Origin of the sequence: Pseudomonas sp. B329, assembly GCF_023127835.1 — a bacterium.
Taxonomy (GTDB): domain Bacteria; phylum Pseudomonadota; class Gammaproteobacteria; order Pseudomonadales; family Pseudomonadaceae; genus Aquipseudomonas; species Aquipseudomonas synxantha_A.
In genome coordinates this window covers 395,246-420,183 of record NZ_SPKP01000011.1, presented here as the reverse complement: position 1 = coordinate 420,183, position 24,938 = coordinate 395,246, and the positions used below count along the sequence as shown (strand labels likewise).

The 24,938-nt window shown below is 59.1% G+C and carries 26 protein-coding genes and 1 tRNA gene; 16 read left to right on the top strand and 11 right to left on the bottom strand.

The features are described 5' to 3' along the window. Positions 1-218: 218 nt before the first annotated feature. The 9 genes from E4P00_RS08335 (at position 219) to E4P00_RS08295 (ending at position 7,796) form a co-directional block, all read left to right on the top strand. On the top strand, positions 219-1,658 hold the full coding sequence (locus E4P00_RS08335; protein ID WP_005790467.1) for a PLP-dependent aminotransferase family protein: 1,440 nt from the start codon (positions 219-221) through the stop codon (positions 1,656-1,658). Positions 1,659-1,751: 93 nt separating this feature from the next. Next, positions 1,752-2,243, top strand: a complete 492-nt coding sequence (locus E4P00_RS08330; protein WP_216091973.1) for a translation initiation factor 2 — start codon at positions 1,752-1,754, stop codon at positions 2,241-2,243. Positions 2,244-2,404: 161 nt separating this feature from the next. Then, the gene (locus E4P00_RS08325) at positions 2,405-2,659 is read left to right on the top strand and encodes a YkgJ family cysteine cluster protein (RefSeq protein ID WP_005790462.1); all 255 of its coding nucleotides are present in this window, start codon (positions 2,405-2,407) and stop codon (positions 2,657-2,659) included. A gap of 41 nt (positions 2,660-2,700) precedes the next feature. Continuing rightward, complete coding sequence (locus tag E4P00_RS08320) at positions 2,701-3,306, top strand: START domain-containing protein (protein WP_248131149.1); 606 nt, start codon at positions 2,701-2,703, stop codon at positions 3,304-3,306. Between the two features lie 104 nt (positions 3,307-3,410). After that, positions 3,411-3,647, top strand: a complete 237-nt coding sequence (locus E4P00_RS08315) for a hypothetical protein (protein WP_103733851.1) — start codon at positions 3,411-3,413, stop codon at positions 3,645-3,647. A gap of 212 nt (positions 3,648-3,859) precedes the next feature. Next, positions 3,860-4,201 carry a ribonuclease E inhibitor RraB gene (locus E4P00_RS08310; protein ID WP_005790456.1) on the top strand — a complete coding sequence of 114 codons (342 nt, stop codon included), beginning with the start codon at positions 3,860-3,862 and terminating at the stop codon, positions 4,199-4,201. A gap of 436 nt (positions 4,202-4,637) precedes the next feature. Beyond that, positions 4,638-6,047, top strand: coding sequence for a circularly permuted type 2 ATP-grasp protein (locus E4P00_RS08305; RefSeq protein ID WP_005790454.1), 1,410 nt, complete (start codon positions 4,638-4,640; stop codon positions 6,045-6,047). Positions 6,048-6,051: 4 nt separating this feature from the next. Next, positions 6,052-6,999 (top strand): alpha-E domain-containing protein, encoded by a 948-nt coding sequence (locus E4P00_RS08300; protein ID WP_005790452.1) that lies wholly within the window; start codon positions 6,052-6,054, stop codon positions 6,997-6,999. Beyond that, positions 6,996-7,796 carry a transglutaminase family protein gene (locus tag E4P00_RS08295; protein ID WP_005790450.1) on the top strand — a complete coding sequence of 267 codons (801 nt, stop codon included), beginning with the start codon at positions 6,996-6,998 and terminating at the stop codon, positions 7,794-7,796. The genes E4P00_RS08300 and E4P00_RS08295 overlap by 4 nt, the downstream gene beginning before the upstream one ends. 34 nt (positions 7,797-7,830) lie before the next feature. On the opposite strand, the gene E4P00_RS08290 is transcribed toward E4P00_RS08295, so the two are convergent. Next, the gene (locus tag E4P00_RS08290) at positions 7,831-8,637 is read right to left on the bottom strand and encodes a cytochrome c (protein WP_078822079.1); all 807 of its coding nucleotides are present in this window, start codon (positions 8,635-8,637) and stop codon (positions 7,831-7,833) included. Positions 8,638-9,288: 651 nt separating this feature from the next. On the opposite strand from E4P00_RS08290, the gene E4P00_RS08285 reads away from it, so the two are divergent. The 3 genes from E4P00_RS08285 to E4P00_RS08275 all read left to right on the top strand — a co-directional run bounded on the left by E4P00_RS08285 (position 9,289) and on the right by E4P00_RS08275 (position 13,476). After that, the gene (locus E4P00_RS08285; RefSeq protein ID WP_032879889.1) at positions 9,289-10,494 is read left to right on the top strand and encodes an acetyl-CoA C-acetyltransferase; all 1,206 of its coding nucleotides are present in this window, start codon (positions 9,289-9,291) and stop codon (positions 10,492-10,494) included. A gap of 16 nt (positions 10,495-10,510) precedes the next feature. Beyond that, complete coding sequence (locus E4P00_RS08280; RefSeq protein ID WP_248131147.1) at positions 10,511-12,658, top strand: 3-hydroxyacyl-CoA dehydrogenase NAD-binding domain-containing protein; 2,148 nt, start codon at positions 10,511-10,513, stop codon at positions 12,656-12,658. Positions 12,659-12,750: 92 nt separating this feature from the next. Beyond that, positions 12,751-13,476: an amidotransferase gene (locus E4P00_RS08275; RefSeq protein WP_032879891.1), complete on the top strand. Its 726-nt coding sequence runs from the start codon at positions 12,751-12,753 to the stop codon at positions 13,474-13,476. Here the strand turns inward: E4P00_RS08275 and E4P00_RS08270 are convergent. The 3 genes from E4P00_RS08270 to E4P00_RS08260 form a co-directional block, all read right to left on the bottom strand. Beyond that, positions 13,473-14,444, bottom strand: coding sequence for a magnesium and cobalt transport protein CorA (locus E4P00_RS08270; protein WP_032879893.1), 972 nt, complete (start codon positions 14,442-14,444; stop codon positions 13,473-13,475). The two genes, E4P00_RS08275 and E4P00_RS08270, sit on opposite strands and share 4 nt — an antisense overlap. Before the next feature lie 157 nt (positions 14,445-14,601). Then, positions 14,602-15,345: a 1-acylglycerol-3-phosphate O-acyltransferase gene (locus tag E4P00_RS08265; protein ID WP_078822077.1), complete on the bottom strand. Its 744-nt coding sequence runs from the start codon at positions 15,343-15,345 to the stop codon at positions 14,602-14,604. A gap of 212 nt (positions 15,346-15,557) precedes the next feature. Continuing rightward, on the bottom strand, positions 15,558-16,250 hold the full coding sequence (locus E4P00_RS08260) for a crotonase/enoyl-CoA hydratase family protein (RefSeq protein ID WP_032879897.1): 693 nt from the start codon (positions 16,248-16,250) through the stop codon (positions 15,558-15,560). Positions 16,251-16,571: 321 nt separating this feature from the next. On the opposite strand from E4P00_RS08260, the gene E4P00_RS08255 reads away from it, so the two are divergent. After that, positions 16,572-16,661 (top strand) — tRNA-Ser (locus tag E4P00_RS08255). Between the two features lie 85 nt (positions 16,662-16,746). Here E4P00_RS08255 and E4P00_RS08250 read toward each other — a convergent pair. Then, a complete protein-coding gene (locus tag E4P00_RS08250; protein ID WP_216091970.1) occupies positions 16,747-17,016 on the bottom strand; it encodes a short-chain dehydrogenase in 270 nt (89 codons plus the stop codon). Positions 17,017-17,333: 317 nt separating this feature from the next. Between E4P00_RS08250 and E4P00_RS08245 the strand changes: the two genes are divergently transcribed. Beyond that, complete coding sequence (locus tag E4P00_RS08245) at positions 17,334-17,792, top strand: DUF2442 domain-containing protein (protein WP_248131145.1); 459 nt, start codon at positions 17,334-17,336, stop codon at positions 17,790-17,792. 59 nt (positions 17,793-17,851) lie between these two features. On the opposite strand, the gene E4P00_RS08240 is transcribed toward E4P00_RS08245, so the two are convergent. The 3 genes from E4P00_RS08240 to E4P00_RS08230 form a co-directional block, all read right to left on the bottom strand. Continuing rightward, the gene (locus tag E4P00_RS08240; protein ID WP_248131143.1) at positions 17,852-18,892 is read right to left on the bottom strand and encodes a DMT family transporter; all 1,041 of its coding nucleotides are present in this window, start codon (positions 18,890-18,892) and stop codon (positions 17,852-17,854) included. A gap of 69 nt (positions 18,893-18,961) precedes the next feature. Then, on the bottom strand, positions 18,962-19,297 hold the full coding sequence (locus tag E4P00_RS08235) for a hypothetical protein (RefSeq protein WP_148852824.1): 336 nt from the start codon (positions 19,295-19,297) through the stop codon (positions 18,962-18,964). Positions 19,298-19,442: 145 nt separating this feature from the next. Continuing rightward, on the bottom strand, positions 19,443-19,817 hold the full coding sequence (locus tag E4P00_RS08230) for a DUF2784 domain-containing protein (RefSeq protein WP_228308846.1): 375 nt from the start codon (positions 19,815-19,817) through the stop codon (positions 19,443-19,445). A gap of 108 nt (positions 19,818-19,925) precedes the next feature. Between E4P00_RS08230 and E4P00_RS08225 the strand changes: the two genes are divergently transcribed. After that, positions 19,926-20,612, top strand: coding sequence for an HAD-IA family hydrolase (locus E4P00_RS08225; RefSeq protein WP_248131140.1), 687 nt, complete (start codon positions 19,926-19,928; stop codon positions 20,610-20,612). Positions 20,613-20,739: 127 nt separating this feature from the next. On the opposite strand, the gene E4P00_RS08220 is transcribed toward E4P00_RS08225, so the two are convergent. Then, on the bottom strand, positions 20,740-21,486 hold the full coding sequence (locus tag E4P00_RS08220; protein ID WP_032879901.1) for a 3-oxoacyl-ACP reductase family protein: 747 nt from the start codon (positions 21,484-21,486) through the stop codon (positions 20,740-20,742). A 105-nt stretch (positions 21,487-21,591) separates the two neighbouring features. Between E4P00_RS08220 and E4P00_RS08215 the strand changes: the two genes are divergently transcribed. Beyond that, positions 21,592-22,515, top strand: coding sequence for a LysR family transcriptional regulator (locus tag E4P00_RS08215; RefSeq protein WP_078822067.1), 924 nt, complete (start codon positions 21,592-21,594; stop codon positions 22,513-22,515). 115 nt (positions 22,516-22,630) lie between these two features. Here the strand turns inward: E4P00_RS08215 and E4P00_RS08210 are convergent, their stop codons facing one another. After that, positions 22,631-23,359, bottom strand: coding sequence for an aspartate/glutamate racemase family protein (locus E4P00_RS08210; protein WP_078822066.1), 729 nt, complete (start codon positions 23,357-23,359; stop codon positions 22,631-22,633). Between the two features lie 13 nt (positions 23,360-23,372). Beyond that, entirely contained in the window at positions 23,373-24,902 is a 1,530-nt protein-coding gene (locus E4P00_RS08205) for an NCS1 family nucleobase:cation symporter-1 (RefSeq protein ID WP_032879904.1), read from the bottom strand. Positions 24,903-24,938 lie beyond the last annotated feature (36 nt).

The window sequence follows — 24,938 nt, the reverse complement described above, 5'->3', positions numbered from 1 at the left end:
GCTCCCGATAGCGGTAGTTCAGTTGCAACATCTTCGACTGATACACCGTCATCGGGAGCAAGCCCCCTCCCACATTTTGTCACGCGTACTCCCTTCACAGTTTTTGCTGTCACTACGGTTCGCGCTCGATTATTGTGTTAACTGTCCCCGTACACTTCTAAACTGTGCTGGTATGTTTCACACAAAAATAAAATAGCCGTGAAATCGAGTGCTGCGTCATGACCAATCTGTTGCTTTACCAACGTATTGCCCAGCAACTGGCTGAGGATATCCGGCGCGGTGTCTACCAACCGGGAGAGCGCGTGCCCTCTGTGCGCAAGATGAGCTCCCAGCTCAATGTGAGCCATGCCACGGTGTTGCAGGCCTACGCCAACCTGGAAGACCAGGGGTTGATTCGGGCGCGGCCGCAATCGGGTTATTACGTGCACCAGACCCCGGCACTCACGGCGCCGACGCCAGACATCGCCCGGGTCGAGCGCCCGGGGCTGGTCACCCGCAGCAGCATCATCCAGCAGGTGTTGGTCGAGTCACGCCGTGAAGGCGTATTCCCCCTGGGCGCTGCGGTGCCGAGTGTGGACTACCTGCCGGTACGGGCGCTGCACCAGCAGTTGGCCAAGGTCACGCGGTTCCAGAGCCCACGGGCCTTCAGCTACATGTTCAGCCCCGGCTTCGAACCGTTGCGTCGCCAGGTGGCGATCCGAATGCGCGATGCCGGCGTAGTCGTGGATCCGTCCGAAGTGGTGATCACCCACGGCTGCGTCGATGCGTTGCAGATGTCCTTGCGCGTGCTGACCCGGCCCGGCGACTTGATCGCCGCCGAATCACCGACTTACTACGGCTTGCTGCAACTGGCCGATTTGCTCGGCCTCAAAGTCATCGAGATCCCCAGCGACCCCGCCACAGGCATGAGCCTGGAAGCCCTGCAATTGGCGGCCAACCAATGGTCGATCAAAGCGTTGGTGCTGACCACGCGCCTGAGCAACCCCTTGGGCGGCACCATGCCGGAGGAGCGGCAGAAGCAATTGCTGCGCCTGGCGTCGGATTTCGATATCCAGATCGTCGAGGACGATATCTATGGCGAGCTGATGTTCGAACTGGGCCGCACCAAGGCCCTGAAAGCCTATGACCGTCTTGACCGGGTCATCTATTGTTCGAGTTTTTCCAAGACCTTGTCCCCGGGCGTGCGCATCGGCTGGATGATCGCCGGCAAGTACCAGCAGGAGATTCAGCGCCTGCAAATGTTCAGCACTCACTCCGCCTGCAGCGTCACGCAGATGGGCGTGGCGGCGTACCTGGAAAACGGCGGCTACGACCGTCACCTGCGTTACATTCGCCAGGAATACCGCAAGAACCTCAGCGCCTTCCAGCTGGCGGTACAGCAATATTTCCCCGAAGGCACCCAGATGACCCGTCCGACCGGCGGCTTTATCCTGTGGGTCAGTTTGCCGGGGCGGGTCAATACCCAGGAGCTGCACGTGCGTGCCCTGCAACAGGGCATCAGCATTGCACCAGGGCTGATCTTCAGTAATACCGAACAGTTCAACCACTGTATCCGTCTCAATTGTGGCACCCCGTGGAACCGCGAGGCAGAGCGTGCATTGATGACCCTGGGCATGCTTGCCAGCCAGCTGTGCCAGGAAACTGCAGCAGGCTTTTGAGGGGGGCAGAGGGGACAACATTGATCTGCGCCCTTGTCATGCCACGCACAACAAGCGAGCATATGGCCTTCTGCCGTTAATGCTGTTGGCGATATGACGTCTATTTTCCGCGTAACTTTGGTGATTGGCCTGTTAAGCCTGTGCAACGTCTGCACTGTGCTGGCTGCAACGCCGGTGGCTGACGTTAAACCCGCCGCGAGTGCCGAGCAAAAAACGTCGGTCAAGCAGCCAACGCCCGCAAAAAAAGCCCCAGCCACCGTGAAAAAAGCGGTGAAGACCAAAAAGCGCGCACCTGTGGCGAGCAAGTCCAAGTCGGCCCATGAAGTGGCCCAGACCAAACTGCCACCGGCACAGTTGGACCTGTCCCTGCCTTCGGACATGGTCAGGCACTTGCAACCGATCGGCACCATGCCCAAACCCAAGAGCGTGCCCTTGCTGCCGCCGATGTTTGGCGAAAAGCCTACCGATAACAGCGCGTTCCAGATCAACGGCCGCTTGCTCAGCAATGAGATGAAGCTGCAACTGCGTAACGATGAGCGTCGCGATGTAGAAGGCGCCGCGCTGGATTTCGAATTCAAGCAATAAACTGTTCAGTCACAGGTGACCCGGGTTGCCGACCATCTGTCGCAGACTAGTCGGTCATCTTTGTTTTGTGCGAAAAACCCCTGTTGGACCATTTTAAAACGGCTGTTTAAGGGCGTACTCTAGCCCGGCCATCCTATTGAGTCGTCGAGGACCTGCTGGTCATGAAATGCCGTGAAGGCTGTGGCGCATGCTGCATCGCCCCCTCCATCAGTTCACCGCTGCCGGGAATGCCCCAGGGCAAACCTGCAGGCGTGCGTTGCCTGCACCTGTCGGTGGAACAACTGTGCCAGCTGTTCGGTCAACCGGAACGTCCGGCGGTGTGCAGTGATTTCAAGGCGGATATCGAGGTCTGCGGTAACGACCAGGCCGATGCGATTCGCTTGATCGGCTGGTGGGAGCAAATGACGGCGGCTTGATGGGCTTTACTATCGGAACTTCAACAACAAGGAATACAACGATGGGTTCGCTGAAACGAATGGCTGTGGTGTGCGGTTTTACGATGATGTTCGCGGCCACTGCCCAGGCTGAGGATTGGCAAGTTGCCAAGGACGAAGACGGCATCAAGATTTCGCTGAGCGAAATGGCCGGCTCCAAGTACAAAGCCTATCGCGGTGTGACGGTAATCAAGGCCCCCGTCGCCAAAATCCAGGCTTTGCAGGAAGACGTCGCGGGGGCCTGCGTGTGGATCCATGAATGCAAATCCCAGAAACTCGTCGACAAGAAAGGCGACGAGGCATGGACCTACACCCAGTTCAAGGCGCCGTTCCCTGTGACGGATCGTGATTCGTATATCCACGTCACCACCACCAAAGCCGCTGACGGCAGCATTACGCGCAAGCTGGTAGGCGTGCCGACTTACAAGCCTGAAGAAAAAGGCTACGTGCGAGTGGCCCAGGTTGATGGCTTCTGGAAACTGGTGCCCAAAGGTGCCAATGAAACTGAAGTGACCTACCAGGTACACACCGAGCCAGGCGGCAGCGTGCCGTCGTGGTTGGCCAACAAGTTCGTGGTGGACGCGCCGTTCAACACCTTGAAAGCCTTGAAGGAACACGCTGAAAAATAAGCGCTGTTTGATCAGGTGCCTCCGGGCTTGAGTGGAACGTTTGGCGAGCCCTCAAGGTCCAGATAAATGTAAGCCCACCAATGGGTTTTATCGAGGAGGCACCGATGCAAAAGTGGCAGATTACCTTCGTTGATGATCACGGTGTGAAGTCCGTGGAGCAGTTCACCTGCGAACAAAAGCCCAGCCTCGAAGATGCGGCGCATATGATTCGCAACAAGCTGGTGCCAGTGGCTGCCGAGCTCGACCTCAATGATCTCGAGGGCCGTAAGCCCGAGCCAACGGTAAAGATTCTTAAAGACCAGAACAGTATTCAGATTCTCGATATTTCTCCCTCCGTCTGAATATTCCCTGTCTGCCTTTCAAGCACCTCTGGTGGAGGTGATAGCTTCGCGCTACTCTGCAATCGAGATCAGCGAATGAATCGCTAAGGTCTGGTCTTGTCAGCTACATGCTTGTTTTCCAGCGGTGTTGTTCCTGCCGTAGTACTCGCGCCAGCAGGGCGCGAGCTTCGGGAAGCACGGAAAGTCTATCCATCATTTGAGGAGCACTTTTCATGAGCACAGCCTATCAAGAAGACATCAGCACCAACGTTCTGCGCCGCATGAAAGAAGGCGGTTTTGATTTTTCGCGTTTTCACCCCATCGAGTTCTACGCCATTTTCCCGGATGAGGAACGGGCGCGCAGGGCTGCGGGTCGATTTCGTGGAGAGTCCCTGAATGCCCAGGTCAGTGCGCGCGATGACGGCGCCTGGTACCTGGAGCTGAGCAAGGTCATGTTCGCCACCTACGACGGTATAGGAGACTTTGAGCAAGACTTTGAAGCGGTGGTCGAACCGCTCGGCGGCATCATCGAAGGATGGGGCGTCAAGCAGGAGGTGCGTGGGTTACCCATGTAGCAAGTGTTATGAGCAGCGCAGCGTATCGGCTGACCTTTGGGTCGGCCGTTTTTGTTTGCAGGGCTGCACATCGCAGTCTTGCGCGCAAAAAAAACCACCCGGATAGGGTGGCGGAAAGGGAACCTTGAGGAGTAAATCAGTACAACAGGTAACACATTACCGATTGCGCAAAAGCGTTGGCTGTAGGACATCTCCTGATCAGCTGATGGAAGCGATTATGTGCGGTGTCCGCCGAGCCGTGAAATCAACTCTGACTATGCTGTTGATAGTTAAAGCGCGCGTTGCAATGAAGCACCCCACATCACAGCGGGCGTTCTGCGCACCAGGACGGTGCGGCGAAGCCGCTTGGTTTATTCAACTCATTGATAACCAAGTGTTTATGTCGATGGCACGGGCCTTGCGAAGGTTCTTGCGTCCCAGTGACAAGGAGTACGGCATGATCCGCACTTATTACGATGAAATGTACGATGGGGCAGGGCAGGTGCGCGCCCATTACCGCGAGTTCGCCCGCTGGCTCGCCGATACCCCTGCCGAACTGCTGGCCCAGCGTCGGCGCGAAGCCGATTTGCTGTTCCACCGCGCCGGCATCACCTTCACCCTCTACGGAGACGAGCAGGGCACCGAACGCCTGATCCCCTTCGACACCATCCCGCGCAGTATTCCCGCCAGTGAATGGCGGATCGTCGAACGTGGATGTATCCAGCGGGTCAAGGCGTTGAACATGTTCCTCGCCGACCTGTATCACGAACAGCGCATCATCAAGGCCGGTATCGTGCCCGCCGAACAGGTGCTGGCCAACGAGCAATACCAGTTGGCAATGCAGGGGCTGGATCTGCACCGCGATCTGTATTCCCACATCTCTGGGGTAGACCTCGTACGTGATGGCGATGGCACCTACTACGTGCTGGAAGACAACCTGCGCACGCCCAGCGGTGTCAGCTACATGCTCGAAGACCGCAAGATGATGATGCGTCTGTTCCCCGAGTTGTTCGCCGCCCAGCGCATCGCGCCCATCGACCATTACCCCAACCTGCTGCTCGATACCCTCAAAAGCGCCAGCCCTCTGGATAACCCCAGCGTGGTGGTGCTGACCCCGGGGCGCTTCAACAGTGCGTTCTTTGAGCATGCCTTCCTGGCCCGGGAAATGGGTGTGGAACTGGTGGAGGGCGCGGATTTGTTTGTGCGTGATGATCGCGTGTTCATGCGCACCACCGACGGCCCCAAGGCTGTCGATGTGATCTACCGCCGCCTCGACGATGCTTTCCTCGACCCCTTGGCATTCAACCCCGACTCGATGCTCGGTGTCCCTGGCCTGCTTGCGGCCTATCGCTGTGGCAATGTGGTGCTGGCCAATGCCATCGGCACCGGGGTCGCGGACGATAAATCGGTGTATCCGTTCGTGACAGAAATGATCCGTTTCTATCTGGATGAAGAACCGATCCTGCAGAACGTTCCGACTTTTCAATGCCGCAAGCCTGACGAACTGTCCCACGTACTGGCTAATCTGCCCGACCTGGTGGTCAAGGAAACCCAGGGCTCCGGTGGCTACGGCATGTTGGTTGGCCCGGCGTCCACGACGGCCGAAATCGAAGCGTTCCGTGCGCGTATCAAGGCCAAGCCCCACGCCTATATCGCACAGCCGACCCTGTGCTTATCCACCTGCCCGACCTTCGTCGAAAACGGTATCGCGCCCCGGCATATCGACCTGCGCCCGTTCGTGTTGTCCGGCAAGGAAACCCGGGTGGTGCCTGGCGGCCTGACCCGCGTGGCGCTGCGCGAAGGTTCGCTGGTGGTCAACTCGTCCCAGGGCGGCGGCACCAAAGATACCTGGGTGGTCGAGGACTGATGCCATGCTGAGTAGAACTGCCTCGGATTTGTACTGGATGTCTCGCTATCTGGAACGCGCAGAAAACCTCGCGCGTATGCTGGATGTCAGCTATTCGCTGTCGCTGATGCCCCAGGATGGGCGCGGCGATGGCCTGCACGAACTGGCCATGCCGTTGTTGATCACTGGCACGCTGGAGGATTATCACGAGCGTCATGGCGAACTTCATGCCGAACGGCTGCTGCATTTTTTCGCGCTGGATGCGGCCAACCCGGCCAGCATCTACAGCTGCCTTGGCGCCGCGCGGGCCAGCGCCCATGCGGTGCGTGGGCGTATTACCGCCGACATGTGGGAAAACATCAACGCCACCTGGCTGGACATTCGTGACATCGCCCAGCAAGGGCTGAGCCACTACGGTATGAGCCGGTTTTGTGAGTGGGTCAAGGAGCGTTCCCACCTGTTCCGCGGCGCCACCTACGGTACCATCATGCGTAACGATGCTTTCCGCTTTATCCGCCTGGGTACCTTTATCGAGCGCGCCGATAACACCCTGCGCCTGCTGGATGCCCGCTATGAAATGGCCGGCGACCAGGCGGCGGTCAGCGATGGCACCGCTCACGCGTATTACCAGTGGAGCGCATTGCTGCGTGCGCTGTCGTCATTCGAGGCGTACACCGAAATTTATCGTGATGCCCCAGGTGCCCGGCAGGTTGCCGAGCTGCTGCTGTTACGTGCTGATGTCCCGCGTTCACTGCGGGCGTGCAGTGAAGAGATCGACCAGATCCTCGCCAGCCTGCCCGGTCTTAACGGCCGCCCGGCCCAGCGCCTGGCCGCCGAGATGGATGCGCGCCTGCGCTTCACCGCCATCGACGAAATCCTTGAGGAAGGCCTGCACGCCTGGCTGACCGACTTTATCCCCTTGGTCCGCCAGTTGGGCGACGCCATCTACAGTTCTTACCTGGAGGCGGCATGAGACTCTCCATCAGCCACGAAACCACCTACCACTACGAAGACCAGGTACGTGCCAGCATTCAATACCTGCGCCTTACACCCCACGACAGTGAGCGCCAGCACGTGCTCAGCTGGCAACTCGACCTGCCGCGCCCGGTGCGCGCCCAAGTAGACCCCTTCGGCAACATCCTGCATGTGCTGACCCTGGATGAACCCCACGACGCCATCATCATCGGAGCCCGCGGCCAGGTAGAAATTGATGAGTTGCGCGAGGCCGAGCACGAAAGCCAGTCGCCCTTTCCGTTCCTGCGCAGCACGCGCCTCACCGAGCCCGACGAAGCCTTGCGCCGGTTTGCCGAACAACACTGCCATCAGCGTCGCGACCGCACCGCGTTGATCGATCTGATGCAGGCCCTCAACCAAGCGATGATCTACACGCCAGGTGCGACTGCCGTCGATACCTGCGCCGCCCAAGCCTTCGCGGGCGCGGCGGGCGTGTGCCAGGACCACACCCATGCATTCCTGGCCTGCGCGCGCAGCCTGGGGATTGCTGCGCGGTATGTGTCGGGGTATTTGTACACCGAAGACAGCGCGCACCTGGCCAGCCATGCCTGGGCCGAAGCCTGGCTGGATGGCGCCTGGTACAGCTTTGACGTGACCAACCAACTGGCCCGTCCGGAGCGGCATTTGAAGCTCGCCGTGGGCCTGGACTACCTCGACGCCTGCCCGGTACGCGGTATGCGCCGTGGCGGCGGGCATGAGCAGATGCATGCCAAGGTATTTGTAGCCCCGACCTTGGTTTCCGTGCAGCAGCAATAAACTTCCTGAGCACAGCAGGCCAGATGTGGGAGGCTTAAGGTTGCTGTTTACGCCCCGCCATATGCTGCAAATACCCCACCAGCAAATCCAGCTCGTGGTCTGGCAACACGCTGGCGGCAAACGCCGGCATCTTGGCCTGTGGCCAGTGCCTCAGGCTTTGTGGGTCGCGGATGTAGCGCTTGAGGAAATCGCCACCGAAATACTCGGTCGGGTTATAGGGAATATTCAGGTCCGGCCCCATTTGCGCATCGCCGGCACCATTGAGGCGATGGCAAGCCAGGCAGTTCTTCTGGAATAACGCAAAGCCTTGGTTCACCGGGTCATCCGCCGCCAGCTTCGGGTCGGGCAGCAACGCTGGAAAGCGCTCGGCGACCGTCTGCAATTGCTTGATCGTGGAAATCTGGAAGGGCCATTGTTCCGGGCTGATATGCCCGGCTTGGGGGTTGGTCCACACCAGGTAGAACGGCCCGGCGCTGGGTTTTCCTTGCGCCAGCGCCGGCCACGGATGGGCCGGGTCTTCCACGGCCAGCCAGGCGCGTGCACCGGTTTTTTCCAACAAGGGCGCGGCGGTGAGTTCGGCGGCAAAGCCATCAAGGGCAACGGCTTGCAGGTGGTTCGCAGGCTTCAGGCCCGGCAGGAGTACCGCCAGGGGCACCGCGCGATAGGTCATGTCGCGCTTGTAAGACACGTCGTCGACGATTTGTACGTCCTGCGCCTCGGGGTGCTTGAGCAACTGCGCGGTCTGCCAGGTCTTGCTGGCGTGGTCCAGCTCAATGGTCAATTGCGCAGCCGCAGCGGGCAGGCTCAGCAAAGCAGTAAAAAAAGCGAGGATCAGTTTCAAGGCACAGGCCTGACGATAAATGGCGATAGCGCACAAGATACCCGAAACGCACAGGTAAAAAGACAGCGCCCGCAACGGTAGCGCTAAGCGCAGTATCCCGGCAGGTGCTGCCAAACGCTGCTGGTCCGGTGCTGTGTAAGCACGAAGACCGGGTGCTGGATCGTCACCCGATAACCTTGGTTAAATTGGGCAAGATCAGAATCAGTGTGGTGGCGAACAGAATAAGTCCCGCCTGACGTACTTTCGAATGTTTGAACATGGCTGACTGCCTATTTGTTGTTATTCCTGAGCGTCAAATGCGTGCCGGTTTATTTCAGTATCGCGAGATGACATTGCACTTTTCTTACAACTGCTCCAGCAAAACCCGGCAGCAGTGTCCTACAGGTTCAACCTTAGAGCGCCCGATCTTCTTCGCTTAGATCCATTTCATATCAGCTAATCAGCATTTGCGCTAAAAACGGCATGAGGCTTATTGCCATCTTGGCGCGAGCCCTAGGGCTAGACAGCTAAAACGATTAATCAGGTAATTCCCGTAGCTACCTACCGTTCGTCCGAGCGAGGGGGTCAAAAGCAATGAGCGCATCCGTCATTGAAACCGTGTCAATCGGGCCTAAGGTAGGGGGCATACACCCACAGCGGTTCGAGGATGTCATGACCCAAGCTTTGATCTTTGATGCGATACGCACGCCCCGAGGCAAAGGCAAGGCCGATGGTGCCTTGCACAGCGTCAAACCGGTAAATCTGGTGGCCGGCTTGCTCACGGCGCTGGCACAACGCAGCGACCTCGACACCCGCCAAGTGGATGACATCGTCCTGGGCTGCGTCACGCCGGTGGGCGACCAGGGCGCCGATATCGCCAAGACCGCCGCCCTGGTGGCGGACTGGGACATCAGCGTCGCCGGCGTCCAGGTCAATCGCTTCTGCGCCTCGGGGCTGGAAGCAGTCAACCTGGGGGCAATGAAAGTGCGTTCCGGCTTCGAAGATCTGGTCGTGGTGGGTGGCGTCGAATCCATGTCCCGCGTGCCCATGGGCAGCGATGGCGGCGCCTGGGTGCTCGACCCGCAAACCAATATGCACAGCCACTTCACCCCTCAAGGTATTGGCGCTGACCTGATTGCCACGCTGGAAGGGTTCACTCGCCAGGATGTGGACAGCTTTGCCCTGCAGTCACAACAGAAGGCCGCCAGGGCGCGGGCGGACGGTTCCTTCAACAAGTCGTTGATCGCGGTGCAGGATCAGAACGGCATCGTGCTGCTGGATCATGACGAATTTATCCGCGGCGACTCGACCCTCGAAGGCTTGGGCAAGCTCAAGCCCAGCTTCGAAATGATGGGCCAGATGGGCTTTGATGCTACCGCGCTGCGGGTCTACAGCCATGTGGAACGCATTGACCATGTGCACACGCCGGGCAACAGCTCCGGCATCGTTGATGGCGCGGCATTGATGTTGATCGGCTCCGAGGCCAAGGGGCGCGAGTTGGGCCTGCAACCGCGGGCGCGCATTGTCGCCACGGCAGTCACCAGCACCGACCCGACCATCATGCTCACCGGCCCCGCACCCGCCACCCGCAAGGCGCTGGCCAAGGCCGGCCTGCGGGTAGAGGACATCGACCTGTTCGAAGTCAACGAAGCGTTTGCCTCGGTGGTGCTCAAGTTCATCAAAGACATGGGCATCGACGCCGCACGGGTCAACGTCAACGGCGGCTCTATAGCCATGGGCCACCCGTTGGGCGCCACCGGTTGCGCAATTCTCGGCACCTTGCTCGACGAGCTGGAAGTGCGCCAGCAACGCTACGGCCTGGCCACCCTGTGTGTCGGCGGTGGCATGGGAATCGCCACCATCATCGAACGCCTCTGAGCCCAAGGAATTTGTCATGACCGATGCCATTCGTTACGAAAAAGGCCAGGACCAGATCGTGGTACTGACCCTGGACATGCCCGGCCAGAGCGCCAACACCATGAACGCCGTCTACCGCGAAGCGATGGCGGCCACCGTCACGCGCCTGGAAGCAGAAAAGGACCAGATTGCCGGGGTGGTGATCACCTCGGCCAAGAAGACCTTTTTTGCCGGTGGCGACCTCAATGAACTGATCAAGGTCGACAAGGCCCACGCCAGGGATTTCCATGACAGCGTGCTGGTGTTGAAGGCGCAGTTACGCCGCCTGGAAACCCTCGGCAAGCCGGTGGTGGCCGCGATCAATGGCGCGGCTTTGGGCGGTGGCTGGGAAATTTGCCTGGCCTGCCATCATCGGGTCGCGCTGGACGACAAGTCTGTGCAGTTGGGCCTGCCCGAAGTCACCCTTGGCCTGTTGCCGGGCGGCGGCGGGGTGGTGCGCATGGTGCGGATGCTGGGTCTGGAAAAAGCCCTGCCGTATTTGCTTGAAGGCAAAAAAGTCCGGCCAGCCCAGGCCCTGCAAGCCGGCTTGATTGATGAACTGGCAGCCGATCGCGAGCAACTGCTGAGCAAGTCCCGAGCGTGGATTCTCGCCAATCCCGAGGCCAGGCAACCCTGGGACAACAAGGGGTATCAAATCCCTGGCGGCACGCCGTCCAACCCCAAAGTCGCGCAGATGCTCGCCATTGCCCCGTCGATTTTGCGCAGCAAAACCAATGGCTGCTTCCCGGCACCGGAGAAAATCCTCTGCGCCGCCGTTGAAGGTGCCCAAGTGGATTTCGACACCGCACACCTGATCGAAACCCGCTACTTCACCGAACTGGTGACCGGGCAGGTGGCGAAAAACATGATCGGCACCTTCTGGTTTCAGCTTAATGAAATCAATGCCGGCAGCTCACGCCCACAGGGTTTTGCCCCTCACGCCACCCGTAAGCTCGGTGTACTCGGCGCCGGGATGATGGGTGCGGGCATCGCCTATGTCAGTGCCTGTGCGGGGGTCGAGGTGGTGCTCAAAGACATCAATCTCGCCGCCGCCGAAAAAGGCAAAGCCCATAGCGCTGCCTTGCTGGACAAGAAAGTCAGCCGTGGGCAATTGACCGCCGAACAGCGCGAAGCCACCCTGGCGCGCATTCACCCTACGCAGGATGACGCTGACCTGGCCGGTTGCGACCTGATCATCGAGGCCGTGTTCGAAGACCGCGAACTCAAGGCCAGGGTCTCGGCCGCCGCACAAAGCGTGGTCGGTGCCGATGCGGTGATCGCCTCCAACACTTCCACCTTGCCCATCAGCGGCCTGGCCACGGCGGTGCCGGACCAAACCAGGTTTATCGGTCTGCACTTCTTCAGCCCCGTGGACAAGATGCCCCTGGTGGAAATCATCAAAGGCACCCACACCAGCGATGAGACCCTGGCCCGCGGTTTCGATTTCGTCCTGCAAATCAAGAAAACCCCGATTGTGGTCAACGACAGCCGTGGCTTCTTCACCTCGCGGGTCTTCGGCACCTTCACCAACGAAGGCATTGCCATGCTCGGCGAAGGCGTGGCCGCGCCGATGATCGAGACCGAAGCGCGCAAGGCCGGGATGCCGGTGGGGCCGCTGGCGGTGTCCGATGAAGTGTCCCTCAGCCTGATGAGCCATATCCGACAGCAAACCGCCAAGGATCTACAGGCCGAAGGCAAGGCACTGCCGAATCATCCGGCGACAGCGGTGATTGATTTGCTGGTGAATGAATACAAGCGCACCGGCAAGGCGGCGGGCGGCGGTTTTTACGATTACCCCGCCGGTGGTCAGAAGCACCTGTGGCCAGAGTTGAAAGCCCGGTTCGAACGGCCCGGCAATCGAATTTCACCCCAGGACGTGCGCGACCGCTTGCTGTTTATCCAGGCCATCGAAACCGTGCGCTGCGTGGAGGAGGGCGTGTTGATGTCCACGGCTGACGCCAACGTCGGTTCGATCTTCGGCATCGGCTTTGCCGCGTGGAGTGGCGGCGCGCTGCAGTTTATCAACCAATACGGGCTGAACGATTTTGTCGCCCGCGCTCGTTATTTGGCCGAAGAGTATGGGGAGCGCTTCTCACCACCGGCGTTGTTGCTGGAGAAAGCGGCGCAGGGCGGAGTGTTCGGCTGAGCAAAATGTGGGAGGGGAGCTTGCCTTGAGGGTGTATTTCAAGGCAGGCTCTGGGGTGTGCAATATTCCCATCGCCGTGTCAGGTATTTTTTATGTCGCTACGCGTCTGCATCCTGGAAACCGATATCCTGCGTCCAGGCTTGATCGATCAGTACCAAGGTTACGGGCAGATGTTCAAGCGCCTGTTCGCCAAGCAACCGATTGCCGCCGAATTTGTCGTCTACAACGTGGTGCAGGGCGAATACCCGCCTGATGACGAAGTGTTTGACGCGTACCTGATCACCGGCAGCAAGGCCGACTCGTTCGGCACTGACCCCTGGATCCAGACCCTCAAGGCTTATTTGCTCACACGGTACGAGCGTGGCGACAAGTTGCTGGGTGTGTGCTTTGGCCATCAGTTGCTCGCCCTGCTACTGGGCGGCAAGGCCGAGCGTGCCAGCCAGGGTTGGGGCATGGGCACCCACGCCTACAAGCTGGATGCCAAGACGCCATGGATGAGCCCCGAGGTGCCGGAGCTGACGCTATTGATCAGCCACCAGGATCAAGTCACCACGTTGCCGGACAATGCCACGGTCATCGCTTCCAGCGAGTTCTGCCCGTTCGCCGCTTACCACATCGGCGATCAGGTGCTGTGCTTCCAGGGCCATCCGGAATTTATCCATGATTATTCCCGCGAGTTGCTGGAGATTCTTCAGACAACCCTGGGTGAGAAGGTCTACACCAACGGCGTGGCCAGCCTGGATCGCGACCACCACGGCGTAACCGTGGCGGAGTGGATGATGCGCTTTGTCGCACACAAGCCGGATACCGCGGCCTAAAGCCAGCCTGAACGCTTGAAGCTGGCCCACAAACCGCCACAGCCCACAGCAATAAACCCGAGCACCGCAAAATAGCCGTAATGCCATTGCAGCTCGGGCATGTTCTGAAAGTTCATCCCGTAGATCCCCGCCACCGCCGTGGGGAACGCCAGGATCGCCGCCCACGCGGCGAACTTGCGCTGCACCACGCTCTGGCGCGACGCCTCCAGCAACACACCGATCTCGATGGTCTGGCTGGCAATGTCGCGCAAGGTGGTGAGGTCTTCCATCTGCCGGGTGACGTGGATCTGCACGTCGCGGAAATACGGGCGCATGTTTTTGTCGATAAACGGAAAGCTCAGCTTCTGCAACTCTTGGCTGATTTCCACCATCGGCGCCACATGACGCTTGAGCCGCAGCACATCACGACGCAGGCCGTGGAGGTGCTGGATATCTCGCTCATTGAGTGAACTGCACAGCACATTGCGCTCCAGCTCATCGATTTCGGCGTGAATCGCCTCGCTGACCGGCTGGTAGTTCTCGGTGACGAAATCCAGCAGCGCATAGAGTACGAAGTCTTCCCCATGCTCCAGCAACAGCGGCCGCGCCTCACAGCGTTGGCGCACAAAACCGTAGGACGCCGAGTGACCGTTGCGTGCAGTGATGATGTAGCCGTTGCCGGCAAAGATATGGGTTTCGATAAACTCCAGCTTGCCGTTCTCGCGCACCGGTGAGTAGGTGACGATAAACAGCGCGTCACCGAAGGTTTCCAGCTTCGGGCGGCTGTGTTTTTCCATCGCGTCTTCAATCGCCAGCTCGTGCAGGTTGAACTGGCGTTGCAGGTTATTCAATTCCTGGGCGCTGGGCTCTTCCAGGCCGATCCACACAAAGTGACCGGGCTTGGCCGCCCAGGCCGCGCCTTCATCGAGGGTGATATCCGAGACTTTTTTTCCGGCGCTGTAGACGGCCGCCGCAACAACTCTACCCATGGTGCTGATCACTTCTTATAAGAGGACAGATGTTGGGCAGCTTAGCCTGAATGACGTTCCGTTGTTGCTGACTGACATTGCCCATTCCCTTGCAGGAGCGAGCTTGCTCGCGAAGATCATCAACGATGACGCCGCGCTATCGGGTGATCCGCGTCGCCTATACAGTTTTCGCGAGCAAGCTCGCTCCTGCAAGTTCACGGTCCATTGTTTCAATGCATGCGGTCATTTGCGCATGACAGTCCAGCATCAATTGAGGGATGTCATCTACCGTCATGCCAGTGGTAGGAATCGGCGGCAACGACCGTATCAGCACTTCCCCGCTGTTCCAGCGGTTGAGCTGCATCTGCGTTACATAATTGCTGACACACACCTGCACGATAGGCACGCCGGCCGCAATCGCCATATGAAACGCACCTTTCTTGAACGGCAACAGCCCTTTACCCAGGTTGCGGGTACCTTCCGGGAACACCCAGATCGACGTGTCCTTGTGTTGCAAGGTCTGGGTGGTGGTGAGCATGGCGCGTCGGGCCTTGTGCGCATTACCGCGGTCGATCAGCACATTGCCCGCCAGCCAGAACAACTGGCCGAACAGCGGCACCCATTTCAGACTTTTCTTGGCGATACATACGGTGCGGTGCGGCACTACATTGCCAAGTACAAACAGGTCGTAGTTGGACTGGTGGTTGGCGATCACCACACAGGTGCCGGGCTTGTTGCGCAGCGAGTCGACATCCGTCTTCACCTTCAGGCGCAAGATCCACATGGCTGGCAATGCGTAAAGGCGGGCGCAGAGGCGGCTGTTGTCCGGATTGAATGGCCGGCATACCCCTAAAAGTACGCCCAATACCCCGGCGATCATAAAGTGCAGGACCATCAACAACATACGTAACAGAAAAAGCATCGAAGCGGCCCATCGGGACAAAAGGTGGCGCAGTGTACGGATGTGCACTGTATTCGGCAATTGCCCCTACAGAGGTGGGAGATAGGCGATGTTTAAGCGCATGTTTCCACATATGCCCACAAAGGCCGGCTAGAGCGGCTACGGATATGTCGGATTCATTTGTAAGAAAAAGCCCGACGCTAGGTCGGGCTTAGGTAAGACGGGTGTAGGCATTAACTCAGATTGTGGCCCTGATCCTGGATGATCGCATCATCCAGGGCTTCCAGCAGTGCGCGGCGCACTTTCAACTTGGTGTGCTTGTGGGCATTCATATTGATCTTCTTCAACTGACGTGCCGCTTCCAGTGCGGCTGCGTGCAATTCCTCCGGTGCTACCACCTTATCGAGGAAGCCCGCTTGCAAGGCGCCTTGCGGGTCAAACATCTCGGCATTGATTACTGACCGATGGAACGCCGACTTGCGCAGCCGATCCCGCGCCAACTCGATACCGGCGTGGTGCATGGTCATGCCGATCGCCACCTCATTCAAACCAATGCTGAACGGGCCTTCGACGCCGATACGGTAATCGGCCGACAACAACAGGAACGCGCCCTTGGCTACCGCATGGCCCGGGCAAGCCACAATCACCGGGAACGGGTGCGCCAACAAGCGCCGCGCCAGGGTCGAGCCCGACGTCACCAGGCTGATTGCCTCCTTGGGGCCGGCGGTCATTACCTTCAAATCATAACCACCCGACAAAATCCCCGGCGTGCCCGTGATGATCACCACCGCCCGATCCTTCTCGGCCTGATCCAGCGCCGCATTAAACTCACTGACCACCGCCGGAGAAATGGCATTCACCTTGCCATTGCTCAGGGTCAGGGTCGCGATACCGTCTTCGAAGTGGTAGGCAATCAACTCACTCATGACGCGGTTCCTTGTAGGGTTTGTTATAGAGGTAGATGCGCAGACGTTACTCACCACGCCCGCGCTGGTAAAGCGCCGTGACTGACTACCCAGTCAGGCTTTTCCCGCCTCCCCAAGGGTAGACGGCCCGCAGCAGGGCGCAGCAACCGTCCCAGACGCCTGCCGCCGATGCCCGAGAATGGCACAATCATCACCCCTTGCCGGGCGGGGAATGGCATAACCGTCTAACCGCATGAAAATTCTGAAAAAAACCTTTGCCATCAGAAAGGCTTTCGACTACATTAGCGCGCCTCGACAGACTGAACTGGTTTGCCGAGATACGGTGAAGTGTCCGAGTGGCTTAAGGAGCACGCCTGGAAAGTGTGTATACAAGAAATTGTATCGAGAGTTCGAATCTCTCCTTCACCGCCAAATTCGATGTAAACAAAACCCCTGGTTTCGAGAGAAACCAGGGGTTTTGTGATTTCTAGGGTTTGAAAAGTCCAGCTTTATCAGATCACGCGCTTGGCATATCCATTCGCCTTCCTATGACGTCCAGCAAATCGCAGCCGTCGCGCAAAGAGATGGAACAAAGCAACGCAAAATCACTGAGTACAACCGCATCACTACTGATCTCACCGCGTAGTGCGAGGTTCTCAAGGACTTGTGTAACGGCACGAACTCGATAGGTCGCAGCGTCGAGGAGTATTTCCAATGGCACGGTGGTATCGACAAAAAGGGCAGGTGTGGCGCTGTCGTTGCTGGTGAGGGCTATGTATTGGTTCATGTGTAACTCCACAAGACAAATATAAAAACAATGAGCTCTTTTCACGCTAAACCGCCAAAAATGGCAGCCGCATGAAAATAACGTCGTCTACGTTCCGTCTTGTTTTCGAGTCGCCAAACCCGGCCGCCGTATGGGCGACCGGGTGACTATAGACATTGCGATTTTGAAACGGGAGCCCCACATTTCTGCTAGAAGGGCTTGTTGTGCTCGGCGCAGGCGCCGAGAAGAAAGCCTTGAAAGCTGCCCTGCTTTGGGCAAAAGCTCATATCGCTGATCTTAAGCGGGTATGGGATGAACAAAACCGGAGGGACTGACATATGACCAGCAAGCTTCGTATTTCTGCTGTGCAACCAGTTGCCGGCAAGCATGCATTAGAGATCGAATGGAGCAACGGTAAGCGACACACTGTTGACCTCACCGATCATATAAATACTTTTCCTGTCCTCACACCACTCTTGGATTTGGCGCTATTCAGCCAAGTGGAAGTTGGTGAGTGGGGCTTTGATGTGACATGGGGTAATAACCTAGAACTGTCCGCTGTCACGTTGCACCGTCTGGCGTTGGAGCAATCTGGTGAGGTCATGCTGACCCAGGATTTCAGAAAGTGGATGCTCAGTAACAATTTATCCCTTTCCGCAGCTGCTGTTGAACTGGGCTTTTCTCGTAGGACTATCACCGCGTACAGCAGTGGTGCTGCGCTTATTCCCAAGCATGTCGGGTTGGCATGTAGGGGGTGGGAGTATGAGCATAAAGGTTACACGGGCCACCACGCTTAAACGGGCCTGTTCTCCATCAGGGCGGCCAATAGAGCCGCCCTGATACATCCGCACCGCGCTCAATGCCTATGCCGATGATTCACATCCGGAAAATGCGCATGGCTGTGCTTCATCACCGCATGCACATGCGCATGGCTATGAGGCTGCGCCGGATCCCACTCAAACCCATGCTCATGCTGATGATGCTCATCATGCACATGCCAATGCCCATGTTCCGTTGCCTCATGCACATGCTCATGGGCATGGCGCTCCGTCAGGTGAAGCCACACGCCCGCGGCCATCAGCGCCGAAGCAATCCAGAACGCCACGGTCACCGACTCGCCAAATACCAGCAGCGCCACTGCGGCACCGAGGAAGGGTGCCGTGGAGAAATAAGCCCCGGTGCGCGCACTGCCCAGCCCGCGTAGCGCCAGCACGAACATCACCAGGCTGATGCCATAGCCGAGGAACCCCACCACCAGGATCGGCGCCAATTGCGCCACGCCCGGAATCTGCGTCCCGAGGTAAAGCGCCAAACTGCAATTCACCAGCCCCGCAATCAAACCTTTGGCACCGGCGATAAAGAGCGCGTCAGACGCCGACACCTTGCGCGTCAGGTTGTTATCTATCCCCCAGCACAAACACGCCAGCGCAATGGCGAGCGGCCCGGTCCAGTCCTGGCTGCCGCCGCCGGCGCCTGTCCATGACAACACCACGCCGCCCAGCACAATGGCGACCATGCCGAGCACGATGCGCCGATCTGCGTTTTCTCTGAATACGACCCAGGCGATCACGGCGGTGAGCACTGATTCGAGGTTGAGCATCAAGGAGGCGGTGGCGCCGGCGGTGCGAATCAGGCCGAACATGAGGGCGACGGGGCCTAGGATGCCGCCGAAGGCGATGGCGCCGAGCAGCCAGGGCCATTGCGATGGGGTCAACCCGGTGGGTTTCCAGCCGCGATCACGGATCAGGCGTACGCCGGCAAGGCCAATGCCGCTGCCCAGGTAAAGCAGGCCGGCCAGCAATATAGGTGAGAGGCCCAGGCCAAGGCTTTTGGCGAGCGGAGTGCTGGCGCCGAACAGGGCGGCGGCCACGAGGGCGTAAATGATGCTGAGGTTCATGGGCCATCCTCGAAGGTCAGGCCCATGATACGTCGCTTGCCGGGGTCAGCGCCCTGGCAGTTTCATACTTTATTGCGCGGTTTTCAGCTTGATCACATCACCGGAAATCTTGGTGGTGTAGCCGTTCAATACCCAGGCCCAGAACCACTTTTCTTGCACTTGGGTGTTGATCAGCGCGTCGCCGCCTTTGGCTTTGATGGCTGCATCCTGAGCGCGTACGAAGCGGTTGTTCTGGCCGATTGGGATGACGCCCAACAGCATGATGCCGGTGGCGCTGGCTTCGCTGTGGCCGAGGACGGTGTATTGGCTGGCGTCGTATTGCTGGGTTTTCATGGCGGTGCCGGTGCAACCTGCCAGAGTGAAACCAAGAACCGCTGCTGCAACTGCTTTAATGACGTATTTCACTTGAAACTCCATGGACTCAACCTCGAGATTCAATTCCCGAGGGGGCGACACTTTAAGCGCTCGGTTGGCAGATTGAAAACAATCTGCCCAGGTTTCATGTTCAGGCTTGTGCGTGCGCCCAGGCGATCAAGCTCGGAGCTGAAGGTCATGCGCGTCTGCGTGTTAGCAAACTCCGGATCAACCGCCCATACACCACGGCGTTGATCAATATCACCACCGCCCCCAGCACCAGTTGAATATTCGCCGTCAGCCCGGCGGGGTAGATCAGCGTCAGGATGTAGTGCTCGATAAACCCACCGCCATAACCGTCTTGCCCGGCCAGGTGACGAAACAGGTTTTCCCAGCGGGTGAGGGGGCAGGGCAGGTGCAGCACCTCTACCGCGATCCCCCAGGCCACGGCGGGCAAGTGCAGCCACATTACCCTGGGCCATTTCAGGGCGAGCAGGCCACCGAACAGTACGAACAGGATAAAGGTCAGGTGAAACAGCACGAGGCCGTCGGCGACGAGTCGGTAGAGCATTGTGGGCACTTCGAAAGGAGGGGCAAACAGTCTAAAGGGTTGCTCGCCGGCAAGGGTGGCCGTTATTGTGCTGAATCCATTTAGTCCTTGCCCCAAGGTTGTGTCGTGATGAATGCACCGCGTACCGCTGTCCCGATCAAAGCCGTGATTTTCGATATGGACGGGTTGTTGCTGGATACCGAAGGCATCTACACCAAAGTCACGCAGATCATCGCCGAGCGCTATGGCCGTACCTATGACTGGGGTATCAAGCAGCACATCATCGGGCGAGGCGCTCAGGATCTGGCCGATTACGTGGTCAAGGCGCTGGATTTGCCGATCACGCCCGCCGAGTTTCTGGAAATTCGCGAACCGCTGATGAGCGAGCGGTTTCCCAAGGCCCTGGGTATGCCGGGCGCCGAAGCGTTGGTGCGGCATCTGAAGGCGCACAATATCCCGATTGCGGTGGGCACCAGTTCATCGCGTAACTCGTTTGGCCACAAGACCACCTTGCACCGCGAATGGTTTGGCCTGTTCGACACCATCGTCACTGCCGACGACCCGGAAGTCGGTGCGGCCAAGCCGGCGCCGGATATCTTCCTCACGGCTGCGCGCCGTCTGGGTGTGGCGCCTGAGGATTGTCTGGTGTTCGAAGATTCGCCGTTCGGCGTGACGGCCGCGAAGGCTGCGCACATGACCGCTATTGCGGTGCCCGATGAGGCCATGGCTGACAGCAAGTACCAGCATGCTGACCAGATTATTCGCAAGCTCGCCGACTTTGATTTGGCCGCCTACGGCTTGCCCCCCATGGCCTGACCCCGCGCGGTCAAAAATGTGGGAGCTGGCTTGCCTGCGAAAGCGGTAGTGCAGTGACAGATGTGGCACTGACACACCGCCTTCGCGGGCAAGCCCGCTCCCACATTTGGTTTGCGGTTTTGCAAAATCAGGCGCTGAAACCACCATCGATGGTCAGGCTGGCGCCCGTGATATACCCGGCTTCCGGCCCGGCCAGATACGCCACAAAGCTGGCAATCTCCTCCACGTGCCCATACCTGCCCACCGCCATCAACCCGATCAAGCTTTCGGCAAACTCACTGTTCGCCGGGTTCATATCGGTATCCACCGGCCCGGGCTGCACGTTGTTGATGGTGATACCCCGTGGCCCCAGATCCCGCGCCAAGCCCTTGGTCAACCCTACCAGCGCCGCCTTGCTCATGGCATAAGGCCCGCCACCACCGAAGGGCATACGCTCGGCGTTGGTGCTGCCGATATTGATTACGCGGCCACCTTCGCCCATGTGCCTGGCGGCTTCCTGGGTGGCGATAAATACGCTGCGCACGTTGATTGCCAGGGTCTGGTCGAAGTCCTCCAGCTTGAAGTCTTCCAGCGGCGCGATGGCCAGCACGCCTGCGTTGTTCACCAGGATATCCAGGCGCCCAAACGCATCGACCGTGGCGTTGACGGCATTGCGAATTGCCGTGGCATCGGCGCTGTCGGCTTGAATCGCCAGGGCTTTGCCGCCTTCGCTGATCACGTCGTGCTGCAACGCCTGGGCCTTGGCGGCCGAACTGACGTAGGTAAAGGCGACAGCAGCACCCTGCGCGGCGAGGCGCTTGACGATGGCGGCGCCGATGCCGCGGGAACCGCCTTGAATCAGGGCGACTTTGCCGGTGAGGTTTTGTGTGGTCATGTCGATCTCCAAGTAGTTGATGGGCTGAGTATCGACCTGCCTCCGGCACGCCGGTAGACCGTGATTGCTATAGTCTGTGTAAACCAAAAGTTTAGAGTGGCCGATATGGAGAGCTTTGGCAGTATCGAATGCTTTGTGCGCAGCGCCGAGGGTGGCAGCTTTGCCGAGGCGGCCCGGCACCTGAGCCTGACGCCCGCAGCCGTGGGCAAAAGTGTCGCCAAACTGGAAGCGCGCCTGGGTGTGCGGCTGTTTCAGCGCAGCACTCGGCGGCTTACGTTGACTGAAGCCGGCAAGTTATTTCTGGAAGAGGTCAGCGCCAGCCTCACCACTATCCAGAATGCCGTGGCCAACCTGGCCAGCGCCGAAGGGCGACCGGTGGGCACGCTCAAGGTCAGCATGGGCACGCTGGTCGGCTGTTTGTATATCGTGCCGCTGCTGGGGGAGTTTCTGAAACGCTACCCCGATATCAGCCCGGATTGGCATTTCGACAATCGCCAGGTCGATCTGATTGGTCAGGGCTTTGACGCGGCCCTTGGCGGCGGCTTTGAGTTGCCCCAAGGCGTCGTGGCACGCAAGCTGACGCCCGCTCACCGCGTGCTGGTGGCATCGCCTGACTATTTGGCGGCACGCCCAGCGGTGTTGCAGCCAGAAGACCTGGAGCACTGCGACGGCATCCTGATTCGCTCACCGCAAACCGGGCGAGTGCGCTCCTGGCAACTGACTCATCGCAATGGCGAGCACGGCCCGCTGAGTCTCAAACCGCGCATGACCATGAGCGACTCGCAGGCCGCCTGCATCTGCGCCGAACAGGGCTTGGGCGTTGCGCTGGTGAGCATGCCGTTTGCCGTACCCTGGCTGGCGAGCGGCAAGTTGCTGCGGGTATTGCCGGACTGGTATGTGAACGACGGCAATATTTGCATCTACTACGCCGAACATAAACTGCTGCCAGGCAAGACTCGGGCGTTTGTGGATTTCATCATCGAGCAGTTTGCCGAGCAGCAGTTAGGCCAAAGATTCAGTGCCATCTAACACCTTGTAGTGATCAAAATGTGGGAGGGGGCTTGCTCCCGATTGTGGTGGGTCAGCTATAGATAAGCTGGCTGATACACCGCTATCGGGAGCAAGCCCCCTCCCACATTTGATCTCAGTGGCCGAACTTGCCGGGCCAACCAATGACTTTTTTGGGTCTTGGCGCCGCATACGTTCTGATTTTGGATGTCGACAACCCCAACCGTACCAACGATTCGGCAATCATCACCGCCGCTGTCACCCCGTCTACCACCGGCACCCCGGTGCGCTGTCGAATCTGCTCATCTAACCCGGCCATGCCGCCGCAGCCCAGGCAAATCACCTCGGCCTTGTCGTCACGAATCGCCAGTTCCGCTTGGCGCACAATGGCCTCCATAGCGGCCAGCGGGTCTGCTTCCAGCTCCAGCACTGCCATGCCGCTGGCGCGCACCGAAGCGCAACGCTGGTAGAGGCCGGCGAGTTTCAGCCGGTCTTCAATCAGCGGCACAGTGCGGTCCAGGGTCGTCACCACCGAGTAGGCGTGCCCCAGGAACATCGCGGTGCTGGCCGCCGCCTCGGTGATATCCACCACCGGCACATTGAGCAGCTCCTGCAGGCCTTCACGGCCATGTTCGCCATAGCCGGCCTGGATCACCGCATCAAAGGGCTGGTCGTAGGCCATTACCCGATCCATCACGGCGATGGCTGCCAGATAGCTTTCAAAATTGCCTTCCACCGATTCTGCGCCGAAGTACGGGGTGAGCCCGACAATCTCGGTGCCCGGTGAAGCCACGGCCCGTGCTTGCTGGGCAATGGTGTCGGTGATGGATTCGGTGGTGTTGACGTTGACCACGAGGATACGCATGGAGAGTCCTTGTTTAATGACTGACGTTATCGACGGCAATGCTTTCGCCGCTGACATCGGCGTAGTGCGGCTGACGCTTGGCGATCAGCAGGTACAGCAACCCTGCGATGCCGGCGCCGAACAGCCAGGAAAACGGTGAAACGCTGGCAAACCCCGGCAACAGCGCCAGCAGGATGGCGATCACCGCGGCAGGAATAAACGCCGCCACGGCGCGCATATTCACCCCCCGGCTGTAGTAATAAACGCCATTGGGGTCTTCGCTATACAGCTGCGGCACGTCCACCTGGCTTTTACGGATCAGCCAGTAATCGACCATGATCACCCCGTACAACGGCCCCAGCAGCGCGCCCAGGCCAGAAAGGAAGTACACAATCACCAGCGGGCTGTTGTAGAGATTCCACGGCAGTATCAGCACCGCCACGAAGGCGCTGATCAAACCGGCGCGGCGAAAGTTCAGGTACTTGGGCGCCAGGTTGCTCAGCACAAAGGCCGGGGCGACGAAGTTGGCCATGATGTTCACCGCCACGGTAACGATCAGGAAGGCCAGGCAACCGAGCACCAGGAAGAAGGTATTGGGGATTGCCGCGATGATTTCGGTCGGGCTCTCGATCACTCGGCCATTGAGCTGGAACTGGCCGCCGCACAGCAGCACGGTAATGGCGGCAAACACCAGGATATTCACCGGCAGGCCCCAGAAATTGCCGACCTGGATGGTCTTGCGGCAGGGCGAAGAGCGGGCGAAGTCGCAAAAGTTGAGGATCAAGGTGCCGTAGATCGCCAGCCACAGCGCGCCACCGGCAAAGATATTGCGCCACATCTCGCCGCCGCTCAGCGGTTCACGGATCGACCAGGCGATATGCCCGCCCGCCTGGAAGTACATCCAGCCGGCCAACGCAGCCACCGTAAGCAAAATCACCGGCCCGGCGAAGCCTTCATAGCGGCGTACCATTTCCATGCCATAGGCGAGGATCACCAACTGCACCAGCCAGATCGCGACAAAACACGCCCAGCCCAGGCTCGACAGGCCCAGGATCGAGTTGTGGTCATAGTCAGCAAAGCCCGGATGAATCGCCGTCAGCAATACACGGAAAACCACCGACGCCAGGTACGTCTGGATACCAAACCAGGCAATCGCAATCACCGCCCGGATCAATGCTGGAATCTGCGCACCGTGGATACCGAAACTGATGCGGCTGATCACGGGAAACGGCACACCGGTCTTCTGTCCCATGTACCCCGACAAGTTCATGAAGAAGTACACCAGCGCCGCGCCGATCCCCAGGGACAGCAATATTTGCCAGCCGCCCAAGCCCAATGCATATAAGCCGATGGCAAACGAATAGTTGGCAATGTTGTGCACGTCATTGGTCCACAGCGCAAAGATGCTATAGCGCCCCCAGCGTCGGCCCTCGACTTTGGTGGGGGCCAGGTCCTTGTTGTGCAGGCGCGGGCTGAGGACCAGGGGGCCGGGGCTTGCAGCCTCGGGGTGGAGGGTGGAGGAGGGCAGATCCAGCGCGATATTGCTCGAAAGACTTGTACGCATTCCGGCAGGCTCCAGCGCATCGGCAGCAAAGCGGCG